This window comes from Wenyingzhuangia sp. IMCC45533 (genome assembly GCF_054111225.1).
This window is the reverse complement of record NZ_CM134197.1, coordinates 2,110,988-2,131,574: the sequence shown is the minus strand read 5'-3', so window position 1 is coordinate 2,131,574 and position 20,587 is coordinate 2,110,988. Positions and strand designations below refer to the sequence as shown.

The following is a 20,587-nucleotide window of genomic DNA, read 5'->3' as shown; positions in this document are numbered from 1 at the left end:
CATTTTTACACTTTTAAAATAAATTCCATTTTCGCATGGCAAACGCACAAAAAGAAGTCATTTTATTAAAGGTTTCAGGACAAGATAAGCCGGGAGTAACTTCTGGTTTAACCTCTGTACTGGCTCAGTATGATGCCAATATATTAGATATCGGTCAAGCAGATATTCACGACACTTTATCATTAGGTATATTGTTTGAAGTTCCTGCTGGAGACGATTCTGGTCCCGTTTTAAAAGACTTGTTATTTAAAGCTTACGAGCTGGATATCAAAGTTAAATTTATTCCGATTTCTATTGATGATTATGAGAACTGGGTAAAAGCTCAAGGAAAACCTAGATATATTGTAACTATTTTAGGAGAAACTTTAGCTGCAGAACAAGTTTCTGCTGTAACTAAAGTAATGGCTGAAGAAGGCTTAAATATTGATGCTATAAAGCGTTTGACTGGTCGTACGTCTTTAATGCATAACGATGAGCACCCTCGTTCTTGTATTCAATTGTCTGTTAGAGGAGACGTGAAGAACAAAGAAGCCATGACTTCTAAATTTATGGATATTTCTAGAGACTTGAATGTAGATTTGTCTTTCCAGGAAGACAATATTTACAGAAGAAACAGACGTTTGGTTTGTTTTGACATGGATTCTACATTAATACAAGCAGAAGTAATTGATAAACTTGCTGAGCTGGCAGGGGTTGGAGAGCAAGTATCTGCCATTACAGAATCTGCAATGCGTGGTGAAATAGACTTTAATACTAGTTTTAAAAAACGTATGGCCATGTTAGAAGGCTTGAGTGAAGAAGTTTTACGCGAAGTGGCCGTGAATTTACCGATTACTAAAGGAGCTAGACGTTTGTTTAAAGCTTTAAAATATTATGGATTTAAAACTGCTATTTTATCTGGTGGTTTTACCTACTTTGCACATTACCTACAAAAAGAATTGAGTATTGATTATGTACATGCCAATGAATTAGAAATTAAAGATGGTGCTCTAACTGGTGGCTATGTTGGTGAGATTGTAGATGGTAAAAAGAAAGCGGAATTTTTGAAAGCCATTGCTGAAAAAGAAGGAATTCACATCAATCAAACCATTGCTGTGGGTGATGGGGCTAACGATTTACCAATGTTAAACTTAGCGGGCTTAGGAATTGCATTTCATGCAAAACCTAAAGTAAAAGAGAGTGCTGAGAGTTCTATTTCTAGCTTAGGATTGGATGGTGTTTTGTATTTACTTGGATACCATGATAGACATATTGATTTGATGTAAAAAAATCATTTTTCCAAGATAAGGCCTCTAAATATTACATTTAGAGGCTTTTTTATTTTTACGAAACCACCATTTACACTGCTAAAAAACAGTTTGTTGATTTGATTAGGCTTGAGAAAAAGATGCATCTTAACTGCGATAACACAGCTCGTACACTGTCACTGATTTTTATCTTTACTACATGGAATATTATTAAAAACAAAAAAAATGGGAATTATGAAGTATTTAAATCAAAACATTCAAGAGTTTAGTAAAACTGCTAATCAAAAATTATTAGCCAATTATTATATTATACATCATACATTTCGCAGTCATAATTCTATCAATACAAGTTTTCTGCAGAAACGCTAAAATAGATCATCCACCAAATTTTTATTACACACTTAAAAGAATATCGTTATGAATTATTTAAATAGAAATATCGAAGAAATCGGAAGTACCTCTAAAAATAAATCACTAATACATCACACTACGAATAGTGTTATTAAGGAAGAGGAGTATACAGAGTTACTAATTAAAGGTGCTGAAAAAATGAAAAGAGTATCTTAACATAAATTATTTAAATTTGTGTAAAGTTTATTTATAAGTAGAGACAGAATTAATAAATTGTATACAATGAAATTTTTATCAAAAGATATCGAAGCGCTCTCAAAGTTACAAAATCAAAAATCGTTAGTTAGAGCTAACACCTCTTGTGGTATTTTTCAGGATACAGATTACAACAGAGATACTGGAAAGTTGTACCATCAACAGAAAATTGAAAATATAAAATCAACAAAAAAGGATTGCTAATTTAGCAATCCTTTTGTTTTTTAGTCCAATTTTTATCTTATCAGTATAAAAATACCACTTATTGATACATATATTTAATATAAAAAGGGTAGATATAATTAATAAAGAATAAATTTGCATTCGAATCAATAGATAAAATTATCTTTTAAAAAATAATAGAATGCTCAAACAATTTGTATTTATTAAAAAACTGTCTTTTAGTTTATCATGCCTTTTTATTTGTTTATCACAAACAATTTATAGTTCAAGTGTAGAAAAATCAGAAAACAATAATGCTAGTCACAATCCTATCATTAGTATTGATACTTACAAAACTATTTTAAAAGTTAGAACAGCCAAATTCAGAAGCAAAAATTACATCATAGGAAGCTCATACGAAGGGACTATTATTGCTATTGACGATAATGGTGAGATTGCTTGGGAAAATAAATTATCCGGATTGATGAATCACGATATTTGGTGTAGAGATATTGATAACGACGGTTATGATGAAATACTTGCTGCCAATGCAGACGGAAGTGCTTATTGTATAGATCATACGGGTAAAACTAAGTGGCAATTTCAGCCTAACGAAGTTCCTATGTATAGCATATGTGCCATAGAAAAAAACAACATCAAATATGTAGTTTGTGGTGGGCTAGATTTGAACATTTATTATTTAACGGCTGAGGGTAGAAAGATTACAGAAATACCATCATCTAGTTACAGTATTAACAAAGCTTGGGGTAGAGAAAACAGACCGTATAATAACTTGCACTATGCTAATTTTATACGAACTGCAAAAAAAGATAAAAAAACAGAAATTCTTGTTGTGCATGGGTCTAACAATCATATGCAAGGAACTGGTGTATTGTATTTATTTAATGCATGTACAAACAAGCCTTACAACAGTATTGAAGTAGCAGCTAAAAGCCCTTTAGGTGAAATGAGAATTGCTGATACTAATGATGATGATGTCGACGAGGTTTACTTAGGTTTTTCAGGTCATCATGGTTCGGCAAACGTTACAAAGTTTGATCTTAACACAGGGGAAAGTAAAAGTGATTGGAATTTACACAAAATCAAATCTAGACTAGGTTTTGGTTATTCTGTTTTACAACCTGAACTAATTGACACCAACGGTGAGAATAAAATTTTAATGTTAATAGGTGATAAAATCGTTATCACAGATCCTAACTTTAAAAGTAAAGAGGAACTCATCAAAACTAAATATTCTTACCACGATATTTGGAAAGATGGTAACAAGCTTATTTTTGCTAGTTCTCAAAGCGGTGGTAGTAGTATACATATTATTGACACTGAAAGCAGCAACTGGAAATCGGCATACGAAGATTTAGAGCCTAAAGGTAAAATAGCTACTATACTACAAAATACTGATTCTTATAGAGATTTATTAAAAAAATACAACGCTCCTAAAAATCAAAGACCTCAATTACCTGTTTATATGATGACGGAGAACTTGAATGATAGTTTTGTGGCAAGTGTAGCAAAAAAAGCAAACAAAAAATACGATTCTCCAATATTTTTAGGAGGTGGTCACTTAAGATTTGCTGAAGATTGGGATAGATCTAACATGCAAAATGAAAAATATCGTAATAAGAGAGATCGAAGAAAAAAGTATGAAGCTACACAAAAGGAAGCCGTAAATCACATTACCAAATGGTACTCAGGAAAACCAGGTATTGCTTATTGGGGAGGTCACGGTAATGATCCTTACATGTTTCAACTAGAGACCACTAAAAAAATAATTGATAAAGCCAACGGGAAAAAAACAGTTTTAATTTACCCTGAGTTAGAAGATCATACAAAAGATTTTGAATGGGTAATGAACGATTTATTTTATCCTTTAGCTGATTATGCCAAAGGGAAAAACGCAAACATTTTTGTAAGAACCAAACACAACTTTTGGCAAGGAAATATTTACTTACCAATGTGGGACAAAGCAATGAACGGTAATTATGCTGATGTTTTTGTACCTTCTATGGAAGAAACAACGGATAAAGCAATGGATATTAGTATTGCTGCTCGTTCTGGAATTTGGGCAAGTGGTGCTTTTAATAACTGGGGAACCAGAGCTGTTCCCGATAACCCAAGTTACGATAGATCTAGACAATTTAGTCACCAAAGGCTACCTAACCACTTTTTAAGACATATTATTTATCACATTGCAAGTGGAGCCACTTATATTAACAACTTCGGAGTAGACCAAAGATATATGAGCTTTTTATGGGAACTAATCGGTAAAGGAGCTTTATACGTTCCTAAACCTAACGAAATTCTAAGCTACTCCCCTGTTCATTTAAGTATGAAAACTCCTGACCACGATTACATGACCGAGTCTAGTGCATTGAAATGGTCTGTTTTTTACAATAAAGAACATTTAGAAAACAACAAGTTCGTTTTCAGTCGTCAAAATGCGACTTGGCCTGGAGCTAAAAATACTCCTTGGGACTTTTCTACTTATGCAGGAAATGTAAAGGAAAGAAGACAAAATTACTTACCTAACTATCCTAACGGATTGGTATTAATTACACCTCCACAACAAGGCGTTTTTGCGAAGCAAAATGTAAAGAGAGGGAAATTAGAAGACCACTTACACCCTATTTATAAAGGTATTTTAAAAGAATATATTACCGACGGAAAAAACTATTACTCTGCAGATGGTAAAGAAACTTACAAGGCTGATACCTACTACAAAACAATAGAAAAGGATATTAAAAAAGGAGCAGAAAAACTACCGATAACCGTTATAGGTGATGTTGCGTGGGTGTTGGCTCAAACTAGCCCAACTAACTTAAGATTAACCATTATTGATGGTGGTTATTTAAACCCTAGCGATAAAAAAGCTACGATTAAATTTAACGCTGTCGTTCCTAAAGAAATGAAAGATATTATCGATGGTAAGAAGTTTGATATCACCAACCCTAAAAATGTAACAGTTGATGTAGCTACAGGTTTATTTAGGTTTATCGATATAAAAATTGAAAAGCCTCTTTAATTTTATCTACCTAAAAAAAACGAAAAAGGGTCTTTTCATAAACGAAAAGACCCTTTTTTTTTGAGTCAAAGACTTAAGATTTTAGAAACTGAGTTTGGGAATTGACAATTGAACAAATTAGTTATTTGCAAAGTTCCCTATAAATTCAAAAAAACAATGCGTTAGTTTGAGCACACAAAATAGAGAAAATAATAACAAGCAATAACCTATCAAAAAGCTGTAAAATCTGATTTAAGTATGGGTAACATTGTTTGGTGTCTTGTAAAATCTAGTCCAATGATCTTATTTCTAAATCGTCGAACTCTGCTGATGAAGACCACATAGACAAAGAAATATTTGCTTTGGTATGATCAAATCCATCAGATTTTAACTTCCCTACGTATTGCTTATCAATATATACAAATAGTACATCTTTTTGAAACAATAAGGTTATCTCGTACCATTTGTTTAAGACTACATCTGCCTTAAATTTTTTAGATTTCCCTTTTAACAGTTTTGCTATTTCCTCCTTAGGTGCGTTGTGCTTCCTTTTGTAAAATATATCTTTTTCAAAAACACCTGTCAGTTGATCTAGCAATATCACCTCATTGACATTGATTCCTACCTGACATATGTGGCCGTTGTGTGATAAATGAGCCGCATCAGGATCACTAAAATTAAGTTGTATTCCTCTGTCTTTTGTTCCTAAAGTAAGTACCCTAAACTTAGTACTTACAATACCATCATCAAAAGGTGCCGTTTGTAGAATTGCTGTACCATGCGTTGCGTGTTCATACATTTTTACATACAGCACATTATTCCTTAAATCTGCTTGTTTATGACCCTCAGCTCTTTTAATACTATTGGTTTGCCAACCGTTTCCCAAATCTTCAATAGTATCATCTTTTTCAGATCGGTTAAAATCGTCTTTAAAAATTAATTTTGATGATGATTTTAAATCCTCAACAGCTTTATAGCTCAATTGAGCATAGCTTGTCTGCATTAATGCAATTCCTAAAAGAACTAAAAGTTTGTATGTTTTTGTATTTTTCAAAGCAATATTTATTTATCAGTTAAAATGTTTTTTCTTTAATGTTAACCTTTAACATTAAAAGAGTTGATGAAGTTAAAGATAAAAAAGCTTTTTTAGGATAAAAACAAAAAAGAGCTACCGTAATGAGTAGCTCTTTTTGATCGATTGAGTTTCATGTTATATTTGAAACAACGGTCTATCTTGCATAAACTCATTTACTTTACCAGCAACTGTTTCTAGAACTTCATCATTTTCAAAGTTGTTAATTACTTCATCAATAAAGTTTGCAATCACAGCCATGTCGTCTTCTTTTAAACCACGAGTTGTTACAGCAGAAGCTCCCAAACGGATACCTGATGTTACAAATGGAGAACGAGTATCGTATGGTACCATATTTTTATTTACAGTAATATCTGCCTTTACCAAAGCTTGTTCTGCATCTTTACCAGACAAATCTTTATTACGCAAATCTATCAACATACAATGGTTGTCTGTACCTCCAGAAATAATTTTATAATCTTTGGCTACTAATTCTTTAGCCAATCTTGCAGCATTCTTTTTAACTTGAACTTGGTAGTGTAAATATTCATCTGTTAAAGCCTCTCCTAAAGCAATAGCTTTGGCAGCAATTACATGCTCCAATGGTCCACCTTGTAATCCTGGGAAAACAGCTCCGTTTAAAATAGCAGACATTTTCTTTAAGCTACCATTTTTTAGAGTGATTCCTTTTTTATTTTCAAAATCTTGTCCCATCATAATCATCCCTCCTCTTGGACCTCTCAAAGTCTTGTGAGTAGTAGTGGTTACAAAATGACAATGAGGCATTGGATCGTTTAAAATACCCTTTGCAATCATTCCTGATGGGTGGGAAATATCTGCTAATAAATAAGCTCCTACCTCATCTGCAATTTCTCTAAACTTAGCAAAATCTATATCTCTAGAATAAGAAGAAGCACCAGCTACAATAATTTGTGGCTTTTCTACCTTAGCAATTTCTAGAATGTTATCGTAGTTTAAAACTTCTGTTTCTTTGTCTACACCATAATGAGCTGCCTTGTAAATTTTACCAGAAAAGTTTACAGGAGAACCATGTGTTAAATGACCTCCGTGCGATAAATCAAATCCTAAAATTTTATCTCCTGGCTCTAGTACAGAAAAGTATACAGCCGCATTAGCTTGGGAACCAGAGTGAGGTTGCACGTTTACATACGTAGCTCCATACAATTCTTTAGCTCTATCTATAGCTAATTGTTCAACAACATCAACTACTTCACATCCTCCGTAGTATCTTTTACCCGGATATCCTTCAGCATATTTATTAGTTAACACAGAACCTTGAGCTTCCATTACTTGTTCGCTAACAAAGTTTTCAGAAGCAATTAATTCAATTCCTTTTAATTGTCTCTCTTTTTCTTCTTGAATTAAATCAAATATGATTTGATCACGTTTCATAATCTTAGGTGTTTTTGAAGTTGAAAATGTGCTGCAAAAATAAGAAATATTTATTCAAGCTTTACTATCAAGTGGTGAGAATCTATCTCTTTGGAATTCTTTTATATAGCACAATACGCATTTTTAATTCTCTTAACAAAGGTTGTAATCGACTGTTTTTTTTCGTAATCCTATAATTTTCCTTAACTTAAGTAAGAATTTAACAAAAATATAGACTGTTCTATTCATTATGTTTAACCCCTTTAAAACTTTACTAAAATGAAAAAAATACTTCTAACTTTTTTTAGCCTTCTATTTTTATTAACGATTACTGCTAACGCTAATCCTCTAACTAATCCCGAAGAAAATTCAATTCCTCAAAAACACACCAAAAAAGAAAACAAAATTAGTATCAAATACATTGCTAGCACCCATGTAATTAATGTAAACTCTACTAATAATGGAGTAATAGTAAAAATTTATAACTTAAAAGGTAAAAGAGTCAAACGCAAATATATTTTGGGGAATAAAGGTGATATTAATATCAGCAATTTTTCTAACGGTGTTTATGTGATTGAAGCAAGTACTCCAGAGAACAAATTAACCCGAACGCAAATTGTTAAGGGATAAATTATTCGATAACCTTTCCTATTTTTAAAAAGAGAATTCTAGTCAACCTAGAATTCTCTTTTTATTTTTATTTGAGAAACGCACCTTAAGCAAATAAAATCATTAGTTGTACTTTCTAATCTCCAATATTAAGTAGATGTTAAAATCAACCTAAAAATAGCTTACAGATTTAAAATTCTAGGTAAATTTGTTTTATAATCTATTAAACATGAAATATAAAATGATTGTGTTGGATATGGATGATACGTTGTTGACAGACGATCATACAATATCTGATAGAAATAAGAAAGCTGTTAAAGCTGCTCAAGAAAAAGGGATTTACGTTGTTTTGGCTTCTGGTAGACCAACTCCAGCAATGACTCATTTTGCCAAAGAGTTGGAGTTAGACAAATACAACTCTTATATTATATCTTTCAACGGAGGTCAGATTATAAATATGGCTAATGATGAATGTATATTTGAACAAAGTCTAAAAGTTGAGGATTTACACGAAATTTTTGATTTTAGCGAAGCCAACCAAACCGCTTTTATTACTTACAGCAATGGAGCTATCGTTGGAACGAAGGACTCTGAGTATGTTGATATAGAAATAAATTTAACAGGAATGCCTTATCAAAAGGTAAAAGATTTAAAGAGTACGGTTACAAAAAGCTGTGTGAAATGTTTACTTCTTGAAGAGCCTAGTTACTTAAAAGGTATTGAGACAAAGTTGAAGAAAAAAAGAACTGACCTTAGTATATCAATGTCTAAACCTTTCTTTTTGGAAGTAATGCCACAAGGAATTGATAAAGCAGCTACTTTAGACCGATTGATTCGTCAGCTTGGCATCAAACAAGAAGAAACCATTGCTGTTGGTAACGCTGGAAACGACTTATCTATGGTGGAATATGCTGGATTGGGGGTTTGGGTAGATAATGTTACTCCTGAACTAAGAGATAGAGCCGATTTAATTGTAGCCTCTAACAATAATGATGGTGTTGCAGAAGTGATCGAAAAATTTTTATTATAGCTTTTAAAGCCCTTAAAAAAAGACAACTAACTTATATCAAGCTAGTTGGCTGTTTTTTTATGTAACTTAATGTTCTGTAATTTTAAATTTTAGTATCATGAAAAAAAGATATTGCCCTTGTTGCGAGTCAACGTTAAGATCTAAATCCAAAAAAAAGAAATTACTCAAACTTCTTTTTTTCGTAGAATTACTCAACTGTTCAACGTGTCATACTTACTATGCATACATCAAAGGATTAAGCAAGTCTTTTTGCCTAACTCCTGGTATATCGGAAGAAAACACCGAACAACATTTAACCTAAAACAAAAAAAGAGACTGCTTTTGTATAAAAACAGTCTCTTTTTTATTTAGTACCTATTAATTATTCCTCAATATCGTTATCTGCTAATTGAGATTTTGTCATAGAAGTATTTACAGTAGCTATTTTGCTATCAACTCCGTAAACAACTTGTGTGAATAGCTCAGAATTTCTGTTAAAATGAAACCAAGATCCTGTTTTTTGTCCATCTACATAATTACCTATAGCTTTTTTCTTCCCGTTTACATCATAAGATGTCCACATTCCTTGTAATTTTTTATCAGCAGAAACATAACCTGTTTGAGCAACCATACCGTTTTCGTGAAGCAAAGTTACTTTGTATAAGTCACCTTGTTTTTCCACCTGGATGTTACTTTTATCTTGTCCAAAAGTTACGAGTCCTACAAATAGCGATAATATTAATAATGTTGCTTTCATAATGTATTGTATTAATGTTGATACCACAAAGATACAAACATTTTACAATTGAACAACATTTATTTAACATTAAATTAACATTGAATAGTCAAAAACAAGTAAATCGCTTAATTTCAACTACTTAGTATGTTAACTCTAAAATACCGTAATGAGAATCCTGCTGAGTTACTTTACCGCTTTCCACAAAAATAGCTTGAGGAGATTGGTGTACTACATTAAATTTCTCTGCGATGGCAGCCGAAATATCTCTATGTGCAATTAAATCTAAAAAGTACAGTTGATAATCATCTCCCACTTGCTTTTCAAATTTATTTAAAACACTAGCGCTAATACTACAACGGGTACTGTGTTTAAAAATAATTACTTTACTCGTTTTAGAAGCTTCTACAACTTCATCCAACTGAGATACGTTTGTTAACTCAATCCAATTTACTTTTGAAGCAGAGCTGGCATTGTCCTTACTTCCTAAAATTTTATCAAAAAATCCCATACTATTTTCTCTTTTAATGATTACAATGACAAAGATATTATTCTTTGTGTATTTTATTTACTATTCTTTTAAGTCGCATTACTTTAAAGTACTTACAAGTAAGACAAAAAGTCCGTTAGACCCAAGTAAACAAAGACATTTTGTCTACTTAAAGGACATTATTTCCGTTTATTTTTTGAGGAATAACAATTGCTCTTACTCTCATCAGAAAATAGCTATTTAAAAACATAAATCCTTAAAATTAACCATTATGAACTTTAACAATTATACCATAAAGTCACAAGAAGTTGTACAACAAGCACAACAGATTGCGCAAGGATTACAACATCAACAAATAGAAAACACACATATATTTAAAGCCATATTAGAGGTAGATGAAAATGTAACTCCTTTTATTCTAAAAAAATTACAAGTAAACTTAGATGTTTTACCACAAATACTGGATAAAACGTTAGAAACATTTCCTAAGGTTTCTGGGGGACAAATAGGTTTATCTCAAACAGCAGCTAAAACGCTAACGGATGCAAGTAATATTGCAAAAAAAATGGAAGACGAATACGTTTCTATCGAGCACTTATTAATTGCATTGCTAAAAAACAAAGACACCATTAGTCAATTATTAAAAGACCAAGGAGTTACTGAAAATGGATTGAGTGCTGCCGTTGATGAAATTAGAAAAGGTCAGAAAGTAACTTCTCAAAGTGCCGAAGAAACTTACAACTCTCTAAACAAATACGCAAAAGACCTAAATAAGTTGGCGAGCACAGGTAAATTAGATCCAGTCATTGGTCGTGACGAGGAAATCCGTAGAATTCTACAGATTTTATCGAGGAGAACTAAAAATAACCCGATGCTGATTGGTGAACCTGGAGTTGGTAAAACAGCGATTGCCGAAGGTTTGGCTCACAGAATTATTAAAGGGGATGTTCCCGAAAACCTAAAGGACAAACAAGTGTTTTCTTTAGACATGGGAGCATTAATTGCAGGAGCTAAATATAAAGGAGAGTTTGAAGAGCGTTTAAAATCAGTAGTAAAAGAAGTGACTTCTGCAGAAGGAGATATTGTTTTGTTTATCGATGAAATTCACACCTTAGTAGGTGCTGGAGGTGGAGAGGGAGCTATGGATGCTGCCAATATTTTAAAGCCTGCTTTGGCTCGTGGAGAGTTGAGAGCTATTGGTGCTACTACCTTGGATGAATATCAAAAGTACTTTGAAAAAGACAAAGCACTAGAAAGACGTTTTCAAAAAGTTGTAGTAGACGAACCTGATACAGAAAGTGCTATTTCCATTCTACGCGGTATTAAAGAAAAGTACGAAGCGCATCATAAAATACAAATAAAAGACAGTGCTATTATTGCTGCGGTAGAATTGAGTCAAAGATATATTACTTCCCGTTTTTTACCAGATAAAGCCATTGACTTAATGGACGAAGCAGCGGCTAAAATGCGTATGGAAATCAATTCTAAACCCGAAGATTTAGATGTCTTAGATAGAAAAATAATGCAGCTTGAAATTGAGATTGAAGCTATTAAACGTGAAAAAGATGAAAAGAAACTTACACTCTTACGTAAAGAACTAGCAGATACTCAAGAAAAAAGAGATGCTATTTATACACAGTGGAAATCCGAAAAAGAAGTAGTTGATAACGTGCAAATTATTAAAGATGAAATTGACAGCTACAAACTAGAAGCTGAAAAAGCCGAAAGAGACGGAAATTACGGTTTGGTAGCAGAACTGAGATACGGTAAAATTAAAGATGCGCAGGAACAATTAGACAAAGCGCAACTGGAGTTGGCTAACAATCAAGAAGGATCTCTAGTTAAAGAAGAGGTTACCGAAGATGACATTGCCGAAGTAGTTGCTAAATGGACAGGTGTACCTGTGCAAAAAATGTTACAGAGCGAACGTGAAAAATTATTACAGTTGGAGGATGAATTGCATTTGCGAGTGGTGGGTCAAGAGGATGCCATAGAAGCGGTTTCTGATGCTGTGCGTCGTTCAAGAGCTGGTTTGCAAGACGTAAGAAAACCTTTAGGAAGCTTTTTATTCTTGGGGACTACTGGAGTTGGTAAAACGGAATTAGCCAAAGCTTTGGCTGCATATTTATTTGATGACGAAAATGCCTTAACTCGTATAGATATGAGTGAGTATCAAGAACGTCATTCAGTAAGTAGATTGGTTGGTGCACCTCCAGGTTATGTGGGTTATGATGAAGGTGGACAATTAACAGAAGCGGTAAGACGTAAACCCTACTCTGTTGTGTTGCTAGATGAAATTGAGAAAGCACATCCTGATACCTTTAATATTTTATTACAAGTATTGGATGAAGGTAGATTAACGGATAACAAAGGTCGTTTAGCAGATTTTAAAAACACCATTATTATTATGACTTCTAACATGGGAGCTGATATTATTAAAGATTGTTTTGAGAATGCTAAAAATCAGACTAGAGAACAAGTTGCAGAGGTGGCTAAAGGAGAAGTTTTACAAAATTTAAAGCAAATTGTAAGACCTGAATTCATTAACCGCATTGACGAAATTGTAATGTTTACTCCGTTAGACATCAATGAAATTACACAAATTGTAGAACTACATTTAAAAGGTTTAACGTATTTATTGGCTAATAAGGAAATTACGTTAGAAGCTACAAATCATGCAAAAGAGGCTTTGGCTAAAAAAGGATTTGATCCTGAGTTTGGAGCTAGACCTGTAAAACGTGTGATTCAAAAAGAGGTGTTGAATCTTCTTTCTAAAGAAATTTTAGCAGGAAACTTAAGTAACCAAAGCCATGTAATTTTAGATGCTGTGGATGACAAATTATTCTTTAAGAATTCCTAAATTACAGCTAATTAATTCAAACTTCACTCGGAACATTATCAATTGTTCCGAGTGATTTTTTATATCAATAACAATTATAAACAATCATTTAAATATTCATTTAAAATGCATTTACTTTTTTCTTATGGAACTTTACAATTAGAAAAAGTTCAGTTAGAATCGTTTGGTAGACTTTTACAAGGCTCTAAAGACAGTTTGAAAGGCTATAAATTGGGACAATTAAAAATTGTCGATCCAGATGTATTGGCTAAAAGCGAAAAAGAATACCATCCTATCGCTGAAATTTCTGATCATAATCACGACGAAGTACAAGGAATGCTTTTTGAGATTACTCAAGACGAATTAGAACAAGCAGATGCTTATGAAGTATCTGATTATAAAAGAATAGAAGCCACCTTTACTTCAGGTAAAAAAGGTTGGATTTATGTAGCAAACAAATAAAAACAAAAAATAATTATGAGCACATTAAGATTAGGTGATATTGCACCAAACTTTACCGCAAAAACATCAGAAGGAGAAATTAACTTTCACGAGTGGTTGGGAGATGGATGGGGAATTTTATTCTCTCACCCTGCAGACTACACCCCTGTTTGTACTACCGAGTTAGGAACGGTTGCTAAGTACACAGAAGAATTCAGTAAAAGAAATGTAAAAGTGGCTGCTTTAAGTGTTGACGGTGTAGATTCTCACTTAGGATGGATTAAGGATATTAATGAAACTCAAAACACTACGGTTAACTTTCCAATCATCGCAGACGAGGATAGAAAAGTTTCTGATTTGTATGACATGATTCATCCTAATGCAGATACAACTTTAACCGTTCGTTCTGTTTTTGTAATTGGACCAGACAAAAAAATTAAATTAACCATTACCTACCCCGCATCTACAGGAAGAAATTTTGATGAATTATTAAGGGTAATTGATTCTTTACAATTAACAGCGTACCACAAAGTAGCAACTCCTGCCAACTGGAAACACGGTGATGATGTAGTGATTGTTCCTGCGGTTAAAAATGAAGATATTAAAGAATTATTTCCTAAGGGACATAAGGAAGTAAAACCTTATTTGAGAGTAACACCTCAACCCAATATTTAAATTTCTTTAACTAAAAATAAAGGCTAGCTAATAGTTTTAGGGTTTGTTATTCTGATGTTAAAATATACACAGAAAAACATATCCTTTACTTATAGCTAGCTTTTACTTTATCGGTCTTTCAATTATATTTTAATGACAACAACAAATACGGATATTATAATTATAGGTGCTGGTTTAACTGGACTTACTTTGGCTTATTATCTATCTAAAACTGATTACAACTTTGTAATTCTAGAAGCTAGAGATAGAATTGGAGGTAGAATTTTAACCAAAGAGAATGAGAAAACAACTTCTATAGAATTAGGAGCTACGTGGTTTGCCAATCAACATACAGAAGTTTTGAACTTACTAGATCAGCTTGGACTTAAACTATTTGATCAAGTGTTGGGAAATACGGCTATCTATGAACCTGTATCTACGAATCCAGCTCAAATTGTAGAGTTGCCAAAAAATCAAACCCCTAGTTACCGCCTAAAAGGAGGAACGAGTAAACTTACCGAAGCCTTATCGGGCTTTATCAATCCTGAGTATATACTACTGAATCAAGCAGTTAAATCCATTAGTAGAGCAAAAAACAAAACGATAGTAACAACTCATCAAAACAGTCAATTTACTGCAAATTATGTAGTTTCTACTTTGCCTCCACACCTGTTAAATAATACTGTAAGTGTTACGCCCAAACTAGAAAATAGTTTTTGTGAAGTAGCACAAAAAACACACACGTGGATGGGGGAATCCATTAAAGTGGGACTAACTTACAAAGAAGCTTTTTGGCAAAAGGATAATTTGAGTGGTACTATTTTTAGCAACGTAGGACCTATTCCAGAAATGTATGATCATTCCAACAAACAGAACAATCAATTTGCTTTGAAAGGTTTTTTAAATGGTAATTTTTTCAAAATCAGTAAACAAGAAAGACTTGAGGCTATTTTAAATCAACTGGAGAAATATTATGGTTCGCAAGCAAGAGCTTATTTAAGTTATGAGGAAACTATATGGAAATTAGAAAAATACACCTCTACAGATTATGACGATATCATACTCCCACATCAAAACAACGGCGATGCTGTTTTTCATCAAACTTATTTAGAAAACTCGTTATTTATTGCAGGTACTGAAACCTCTTCTCAGTTTTCCGGCTACATGGAAGGGGCTGTGCGAAGTGCTCAGTATGTTTTTAATCAGCTCACAAAAAAACGTCTTTAAACTAAAAATTTAAAGACGTTTTTAATATTTGAATTCTTAAGTTTTACCTACATAAATTCTACAATATACATGTACAGAGGCAAGCCCAATGTGATGTTAAAAGGGAAAGTGATGGCTAATGCCATGGGTAAATACAAACCTGGGTTGGCTTTGGGAGCAGCAATTTTCATGGCTGCAGGAACTGCAATGTAAGAAGCACTTGCCGCTAAAATGGCAAATAGTAACTGATCTCCATGGCTATCACTCACAAATCTACTTACGTAAGCTGTAATGGTTCCGTTAATGATAGGAATCACGACAGCAAACACTAATGGGAATGCTCCGTTTTTCCAAAAGGCAGCCAATTTTTTTCCACTAGTAATTCCCATATCTAATAAAAAGACCGCTAAGAATCCTTTAAAAATATCTGTTGTAAAAGGGGCTATCCCTGCTGCTTGCTTTTCGCTAGCGATAAATCCTATCAATAAACTACCCATAATTAGCAACACACTTCCGTTAGTTACAGAGTGCTTTACTACACTACCAAAACTCACTCCATTTAGTTTGTTTTTTCTGTAAAGAGACATTAACAACACCCCTACAATAATTGCGGGAGCTTCCATCAATGCCATCACTGCGACCATATGTCCGCCAAACTCTATGTTTTGCATTTCTAAAAACGATACTGAAGTCACAAACGTTACAGCACTTACGGAACCATAGGCAGCTGCTATGGCTCCTGCATTTTCTATCCCCAATCTTTTTTTGATAATAAAAAAGGAATACAACGGAACAATAGTGGCTAACAAAATACCAAAGAGTAAAATCCACAAAATATCTAATCCCAATTGACTATGAGCCAACTCCTGTCCTCCTTTAAAACCAATAGAAAAGAGTAAATACAGCGAAATAAACTTTGCAGAATTTGGTGGGATTTCTAAATCACTTTTAAGTTGTACAGCTACAATTCCTAGTAAAAAGAACAATAATGCTGGGTTCGTTAGGTTATCTATTAATAAATCTAAATTCATAATTTTTGTTTTTCGGTTTCTTTATGTTTTTTACTGATATACGGATGTTGTTATTTTAGTTCTTTAAGATGAAACTTTAATTTTAAACACAAACTTTGACACCGATAAAATTTTAATTTTATAATTTTCATTTCTAGTTTTTTGTTGTCACAAAATTCTGCATTTCAATTCATATATTTATATTTATACTTTATATACAATTCATAAATTATAATTATGCACTATACCCTACATCAATTGGTTGTTTACCTAAAGGTGATCCAAAAAAAAAGCATTACCAAAGCTGCCGAAGAACTCCATTTAACGCAACCAGCAGTTTCTATACAAATAAAAAAATTACAAGAGCAGTTTGATGTTCCCTTAATCGAAGTAATAGGACGTAGAATTCATATTACAGAATTTGGACAAGAAATTGCAATTGCCTGTCAAGAAATTGTCAATCAAATGGCAGATATTCAAAACAAAGCATTGGCTTATAAAGGAATAGTAACTGGAAAAATTAGGATTTCCGTGGTATCTACTGGTAAATATGTGATCCCTTATTTTTTAACCAAATTTTCTAAACTATTTCCTGGTGTGGAACTTGTCATTGATGTTACCAACAAAACAAAAGTAATAGAGACCCTAGAAAAAAATCAGACCGATTTTGCTTTGGTATCCACTATTCCAGAAAACATCAATATTAACACCATAGAATTGATGTCCAACAAATTGTATTTAACCAGAAAACATTATCCTACAGAACCCATCACAAAATTCAATCATTCCGATTTAGAGAAAGTGTCTCTCATATACCGAGAAAAAGGATCCGCCACCAGATTGGCCATGGAAAAATACATTTCATCCTATTCTTTAAAATCTACTAGAAATATAGAATTAGTCTCTAACGAAGCCGTTAAGCAAGCTATTATTGCAGGTATGGGATATTCCATTATGCCTTTAATTGGAATGAAAAACGAACTGTTAAATGGCGAACTAGAAATTGTGCCTGTTCCCAATTTGCCTATAGAAACTGAATGGAACTTAATATGGTTAAAAGACAAACAGTTATCTCCGAGCAGCCAAGCTTACGTTAAATTTATCAACGAGAATAAAGACAATATTATACACAAACATTTTGATTGGTTCACCAAATTTTAATTGAGTAGTTTAAACTTTTTCTTGATTAGCTTAGAAAATATTAATCTATATCAAATTTTATTCAAACTCCATAATTTGCAAATCCAAAAGCAAAATATGGAGTTTTTTATTAGCTACGAAGACATTTTAGAAAGAATAGATTGTATTGACCCTATTAAATACAGCAAAACAAGAAATCATAAAGACGGAGCTATTTCCTACCTATCCCCTTTTATTTCTAGAGGAGTTATCTCCACTCAATTTGTATACAAAAGACTTCTTGCAAACGGCTTTAAGTTTTGGCAGGCAGAAAAATTCATTCAGGAATTGGCTTGGAGAGATTATTGGCAACAAATATGGATAGCTAAGGGTGATTTAATCAATCAGGATTTAAAACATCCTCAGCAAAAAGTAAGTCATCAAAAAATACCAGTTAATATTACCGAAGCAAATACGTCCATTATTGCTGTAGATTATGGAATTGAAAATTTGTACCGTACAGGGTATATGCATAATCATATGCGTATGTACGTGGCTGCCATTACCTGTAACATCGCTCAAAGTTATTGGAAAACTCCAGCGCATTGGATGTATTACCATTTGCTAGATGGAGACTGGGCTAGTAATGCTTTGAGCTGGCAATGGGTTGCTGGTGCGAATGCTAATAAAAAATACTATGCAAATCAGAACAATATCAATACCTTTTTTAATACCTCTCAAAAGAACACCTTTATAGATGTTGATTATGATGTGATTGAAGAGGTGGGTATCCCTAAAGAACTATTAGAAACCACTAAACCTAGTTTAACGAATCATCTTCCTATTTCAGACGATTTTGAAATCGACCGAAAACTTCCTGTACTTATTTACAATTACTACAACTTAGATCCGAATTGGAAAACCGATACAGAGGCAAACAGAATTTTACTGTTAGAACCCAAATTATTTGAGCAATATCTCGTATCTAAAAACTGTATTGACTTCGTTCTGCACTTAAAAAGCAATATTCCTAACATTAATATTTTTGTAGGTTCTTTTGATGAGCTTAAAACACAATGTTCGCAAGAGCAAGAAGTATTCTACAAAGAACATCCCTTGAATCATCACTACAAAGGGATTGAAGAGCCTAGAGATTGGATGTTTAATGTACAGGGTTACTTTCCTTCTTTTTTTAGTTATTGGAAAAAATGCAAAAAAGAATTAAAACTTAAATAGCATTATTGTAATGAAAAAGCAACAGCTCCCCTCTAAAATTTGTATCGTTTGTGACCGACCTTTTAACTGGAGAAAAAAGTGGGAAAAGAACTGGGAAAGTGTAAAGTATTGTAGTAAAAAATGCAAAAGCAATAAATAATGAAAAATGTAAGTATCATATTTCCACATCAATTATTTAAAGAACATCCTATTCACAACGATAAGGGTGATATTTATTTAGTAGAAGAGTTTTTGTTTTTTAAACAATATAATTTTCACAAAACCAAAATCGCTTTCCATAGAGCTAGTATGAAGTTTTATGCTGATTTTTTAACCGAAAACGGACTCAACGTTAAGTATATTGATAGTCATAGCAAACTTTCTGACATCAGAAATTTAATTGATTTTTTTGCTGAAGAAAATGTAGAGCAAATTACATTTATCGATCCGGTAGATGAATGGCTCCAAAACAGAATTCAATCTAAAGCTCATCAAAATAACGTAGCCTTAAATTGCTTAGACACACAATTATTTTTAAACTCTAAGCAAGATTTAGCTTCTTTTTTTAAACCCGATAAAAGCAAATTTTATCACGCTACATTTTATAAACAACAGAGGCAGTCTAAACAAATTTTATTGGTGAATGACAAAGACCCTTTAGGAGGTAAATGGAGCTTTGATAGTGAAAACAGAAAAAAATATCCTGCAAAAAAAACACCCCCAAACATCAACTACCCAAATCAGGATCAATATTGGGAGGAAGCTAAAATTTATACCCAAACTTACTACGCTAACAATTTAGGAGAAATTACCAGTACAAGCTTGTACCCCTATACTTTTGAAAGTGCCGATGATTGGTTACATGATTTTTTAGAAAACAGATTTTATGCTTTCGGAGATTACGAAGATGCTATCCATAAAGACAACAGTACGCTACATCATAGTGTTCTGAGTCCATTAATGAATGTAGGACTTATCAGCCCTAAGAATATTGTTGACAGAACACTTGCTTATGCTAAGGAAAATAATACTAACCTAAATTGTACAGAAGGATTTATTAGACAAGTAACGGGTTGGAGAGAGTTTATTAGGGGTATGTACATCTGCAAAGGAAACTACTCGAGAACACAAAACTTTTGGAATTTTAAACGTAAAATTCCAAAAACTTTTTACACGGGAGAGACAGGAATTCCACCTGTGGATACTGCTATTAAATCTGTACTGAAGGACGGATACTGCCATCATATAGAAAGACTAATGGTCTTAGGAAATTTTATGTTATTATGTGAATTTGATCCTAACGAGGTTTATCAATGGTTTATGGAATTATTTATTGATGCTTATGATTGGGTCATGGTTCCGAACGTATACGGAATGAGTCAATTTGCAGATGGTGGTTTATTTGCTACCAAACCTTACATCTCTAGCTCCAATTATATCCTTAAAATGAGTAACCATAAAAGGGGTGATTGGCAGCAAACTTGGGATGGTTTATTTTGGCACTTTATGGATAAACAAAGAAATTTCTTTAATGCCAACCCAAGACTTAATATGCTTTTAAGGAATTTTGATAAAATGGAGGCTTCTAAAAAAGAAGCTCATTTAAAAAATGCTCAAAAATTCTTTGATCAGCTACAGGATTAAAACAACGCTTTTCCTAAAAAAATGCTCTTTACAATCACAAAACAGGACTTTTTTTGAGTACTTAATACTTTACCCCCCTTATTTACCAACCTTTGTTAATTTTAAAAATCCTTAATT

The 20,587-nt window shown here is 32.9% G+C and carries 18 protein-coding genes; 13 read left to right on the top strand and 5 right to left on the bottom strand.

Going from position 1 to position 20,587, the window contains the following annotated elements; translation table 11 throughout:
• Positions 1-35: 35 nt before the first annotated feature.
• The 3 genes from serB to ACXGQW_RS09400 all read left to right on the top strand — a co-directional run bounded on the left by serB (position 36) and on the right by ACXGQW_RS09400 (position 5,055).
• On the top strand, positions 36-1,265 hold the full coding sequence (gene serB, locus ACXGQW_RS09410) for a phosphoserine phosphatase SerB (protein WP_457822260.1): 1,230 nt from the start codon (positions 36-38) through the stop codon (positions 1,263-1,265).
• 615 nt (positions 1,266-1,880) lie between these two features.
• Entirely contained in the window at positions 1,881-2,057 is a 177-nt protein-coding gene (locus ACXGQW_RS09405; protein WP_457822258.1) for a hypothetical protein, read from the top strand.
• Between the two features lie 160 nt (positions 2,058-2,217).
• Positions 2,218-5,055, top strand: a complete 2,838-nt coding sequence (locus tag ACXGQW_RS09400) for a hypothetical protein (RefSeq protein ID WP_457822256.1) — start codon at positions 2,218-2,220, stop codon at positions 5,053-5,055.
• A 268-nt stretch (positions 5,056-5,323) separates the two neighbouring features.
• On the opposite strand, the gene ACXGQW_RS09395 is transcribed toward ACXGQW_RS09400, so the two are convergent.
• Both ACXGQW_RS09395 and ACXGQW_RS09390 read right to left on the bottom strand, forming a co-directional pair.
• Positions 5,324-6,088, bottom strand: a complete 765-nt coding sequence (locus ACXGQW_RS09395; protein ID WP_457822254.1) for a hypothetical protein — start codon at positions 6,086-6,088, stop codon at positions 5,324-5,326.
• 156 nt (positions 6,089-6,244) lie between these two features.
• Positions 6,245-7,519, bottom strand: coding sequence for a serine hydroxymethyltransferase (locus tag ACXGQW_RS09390; protein WP_457822252.1), 1,275 nt, complete (start codon positions 7,517-7,519; stop codon positions 6,245-6,247).
• Positions 7,520-7,777: 258 nt separating this feature from the next.
• Here ACXGQW_RS09390 and ACXGQW_RS09385 point away from each other — a divergent pair, with 258 nt between their 5' ends.
• Together ACXGQW_RS09385 and ACXGQW_RS09380 are read left to right on the top strand one after the other, a co-directional pair.
• The gene (locus ACXGQW_RS09385) at positions 7,778-8,128 is read left to right on the top strand and encodes a T9SS type A sorting domain-containing protein (protein WP_457822250.1); all 351 of its coding nucleotides are present in this window, start codon (positions 7,778-7,780) and stop codon (positions 8,126-8,128) included.
• A 208-nt stretch (positions 8,129-8,336) separates the two neighbouring features.
• The gene (locus ACXGQW_RS09380) at positions 8,337-9,137 is read left to right on the top strand and encodes a Cof-type HAD-IIB family hydrolase (RefSeq protein WP_457822249.1); all 801 of its coding nucleotides are present in this window, start codon (positions 8,337-8,339) and stop codon (positions 9,135-9,137) included.
• A 361-nt stretch (positions 9,138-9,498) separates the two neighbouring features.
• Here the strand turns inward: ACXGQW_RS09380 and ACXGQW_RS09375 are convergent, their stop codons facing one another.
• On the bottom strand, positions 9,499-9,873 hold the full coding sequence (locus ACXGQW_RS09375; protein ID WP_457822247.1) for a toxin-antitoxin system YwqK family antitoxin: 375 nt from the start codon (positions 9,871-9,873) through the stop codon (positions 9,499-9,501).
• A 121-nt stretch (positions 9,874-9,994) separates the two neighbouring features.
• Entirely contained in the window at positions 9,995-10,363 is a 369-nt protein-coding gene (gene ytxJ, locus ACXGQW_RS09370; RefSeq protein WP_457822245.1) for a bacillithiol system redox-active protein YtxJ, read from the bottom strand.
• 250 nt (positions 10,364-10,613) lie between these two features.
• On the opposite strand from ytxJ, the gene clpB reads away from it, so the two are divergent.
• The 4 genes from clpB (at position 10,614) to ACXGQW_RS09350 (ending at position 15,503) form a co-directional block, all read left to right on the top strand.
• Positions 10,614-13,202, top strand: coding sequence for an ATP-dependent chaperone ClpB (gene clpB / locus ACXGQW_RS09365; RefSeq protein ID WP_457822243.1), 2,589 nt, complete (start codon positions 10,614-10,616; stop codon positions 13,200-13,202).
• Between the two features lie 105 nt (positions 13,203-13,307).
• Positions 13,308-13,643: a gamma-glutamylcyclotransferase family protein gene (locus tag ACXGQW_RS09360; RefSeq protein ID WP_457822242.1), complete on the top strand. Its 336-nt coding sequence runs from the start codon at positions 13,308-13,310 to the stop codon at positions 13,641-13,643.
• A 15-nt stretch (positions 13,644-13,658) separates the two neighbouring features.
• Positions 13,659-14,297 (top strand): peroxiredoxin, encoded by a 639-nt coding sequence (locus tag ACXGQW_RS09355; protein ID WP_457822240.1) that lies wholly within the window; start codon positions 13,659-13,661, stop codon positions 14,295-14,297.
• Positions 14,298-14,429: 132 nt separating this feature from the next.
• Complete coding sequence (locus tag ACXGQW_RS09350; protein ID WP_457822238.1) at positions 14,430-15,503, top strand: flavin monoamine oxidase family protein; 1,074 nt, start codon at positions 14,430-14,432, stop codon at positions 15,501-15,503.
• A 47-nt stretch (positions 15,504-15,550) separates the two neighbouring features.
• On the opposite strand, the gene ACXGQW_RS09345 is transcribed toward ACXGQW_RS09350, so the two are convergent.
• Entirely contained in the window at positions 15,551-16,513 is a 963-nt protein-coding gene (locus tag ACXGQW_RS09345) for a sodium-dependent bicarbonate transport family permease (protein WP_457822236.1), read from the bottom strand.
• Positions 16,514-16,729: 216 nt separating this feature from the next.
• Here ACXGQW_RS09345 and ACXGQW_RS09340 point away from each other — a divergent pair, with 216 nt between their 5' ends.
• The 4 genes from ACXGQW_RS09340 (at position 16,730) to ACXGQW_RS09325 (ending at position 20,470) form a co-directional block, all read left to right on the top strand.
• Positions 16,730-17,653 carry a LysR family transcriptional regulator gene (locus ACXGQW_RS09340; RefSeq protein WP_457822234.1) on the top strand — a complete coding sequence of 308 codons (924 nt, stop codon included), beginning with the start codon at positions 16,730-16,732 and terminating at the stop codon, positions 17,651-17,653.
• Positions 17,654-17,749: 96 nt separating this feature from the next.
• The gene (locus tag ACXGQW_RS09335) at positions 17,750-18,847 is read left to right on the top strand and encodes an FAD-binding domain-containing protein (protein WP_457822233.1); all 1,098 of its coding nucleotides are present in this window, start codon (positions 17,750-17,752) and stop codon (positions 18,845-18,847) included.
• A gap of 10 nt (positions 18,848-18,857) precedes the next feature.
• Positions 18,858-18,986 carry a DUF2256 domain-containing protein gene (locus ACXGQW_RS09330; RefSeq protein ID WP_457822231.1) on the top strand — a complete coding sequence of 43 codons (129 nt, stop codon included), beginning with the start codon at positions 18,858-18,860 and terminating at the stop codon, positions 18,984-18,986.
• The gene (locus ACXGQW_RS09325) at positions 18,986-20,470 is read left to right on the top strand and encodes a cryptochrome/photolyase family protein (protein WP_457822229.1); all 1,485 of its coding nucleotides are present in this window, start codon (positions 18,986-18,988) and stop codon (positions 20,468-20,470) included. The genes ACXGQW_RS09330 and ACXGQW_RS09325 overlap by 1 nt, the downstream gene beginning before the upstream one ends.
• Positions 20,471-20,587 lie beyond the last annotated feature (117 nt).

Coding starts and splice junctions, on each gene's coding strand:
- ACXGQW_RS09405 (WP_457822258.1), top strand. CDS start 1,881: ATGAAATTTTTATCAAAAGATATCGAAGCGCTCTCAAAGTTACAAAAT.
- ACXGQW_RS09375 (WP_457822247.1), bottom strand. CDS start 9,873: ATGAAAGCAACATTATTAATATTATCGCTATTTGTAGGACTCGTAACT.
- ACXGQW_RS09385 (WP_457822250.1), top strand. CDS start 7,778: ATGAAAAAAATACTTCTAACTTTTTTTAGCCTTCTATTTTTATTAACG.
- ACXGQW_RS09380 (WP_457822249.1), top strand. CDS start 8,337: ATGAAATATAAAATGATTGTGTTGGATATGGATGATACGTTGTTGACA.
- ACXGQW_RS09390 (WP_457822252.1), bottom strand. CDS start 7,519: ATGAAACGTGATCAAATCATATTTGATTTAATTCAAGAAGAAAAAGAG.
- ACXGQW_RS09360 (WP_457822242.1), top strand. CDS start 13,308: ATGCATTTACTTTTTTCTTATGGAACTTTACAATTAGAAAAAGTTCAG.
- serB (WP_457822260.1), top strand. CDS start 36: ATGGCAAACGCACAAAAAGAAGTCATTTTATTAAAGGTTTCAGGACAA.
- ACXGQW_RS09330 (WP_457822231.1), top strand. CDS start 18,858: ATGAAAAAGCAACAGCTCCCCTCTAAAATTTGTATCGTTTGTGACCGA.
- clpB (WP_457822243.1), top strand. CDS start 10,614: ATGAACTTTAACAATTATACCATAAAGTCACAAGAAGTTGTACAACAA.
- ACXGQW_RS09400 (WP_457822256.1), top strand. CDS start 2,218: ATGCTCAAACAATTTGTATTTATTAAAAAACTGTCTTTTAGTTTATCA.
- ACXGQW_RS09340 (WP_457822234.1), top strand. CDS start 16,730: ATGCACTATACCCTACATCAATTGGTTGTTTACCTAAAGGTGATCCAA.
- ytxJ (WP_457822245.1), bottom strand. CDS start 10,363: ATGGGATTTTTTGATAAAATTTTAGGAAGTAAGGACAATGCCAGCTCT.
- ACXGQW_RS09355 (WP_457822240.1), top strand. CDS start 13,659: ATGAGCACATTAAGATTAGGTGATATTGCACCAAACTTTACCGCAAAA.
- ACXGQW_RS09345 (WP_457822236.1), bottom strand. CDS start 16,513: ATGAATTTAGATTTATTAATAGATAACCTAACGAACCCAGCATTATTG.
- ACXGQW_RS09325 (WP_457822229.1), top strand. CDS start 18,986: ATGAAAAATGTAAGTATCATATTTCCACATCAATTATTTAAAGAACAT.
- ACXGQW_RS09350 (WP_457822238.1), top strand. CDS start 14,430: ATGACAACAACAAATACGGATATTATAATTATAGGTGCTGGTTTAACT.
- ACXGQW_RS09335 (WP_457822233.1), top strand. CDS start 17,750: ATGGAGTTTTTTATTAGCTACGAAGACATTTTAGAAAGAATAGATTGT.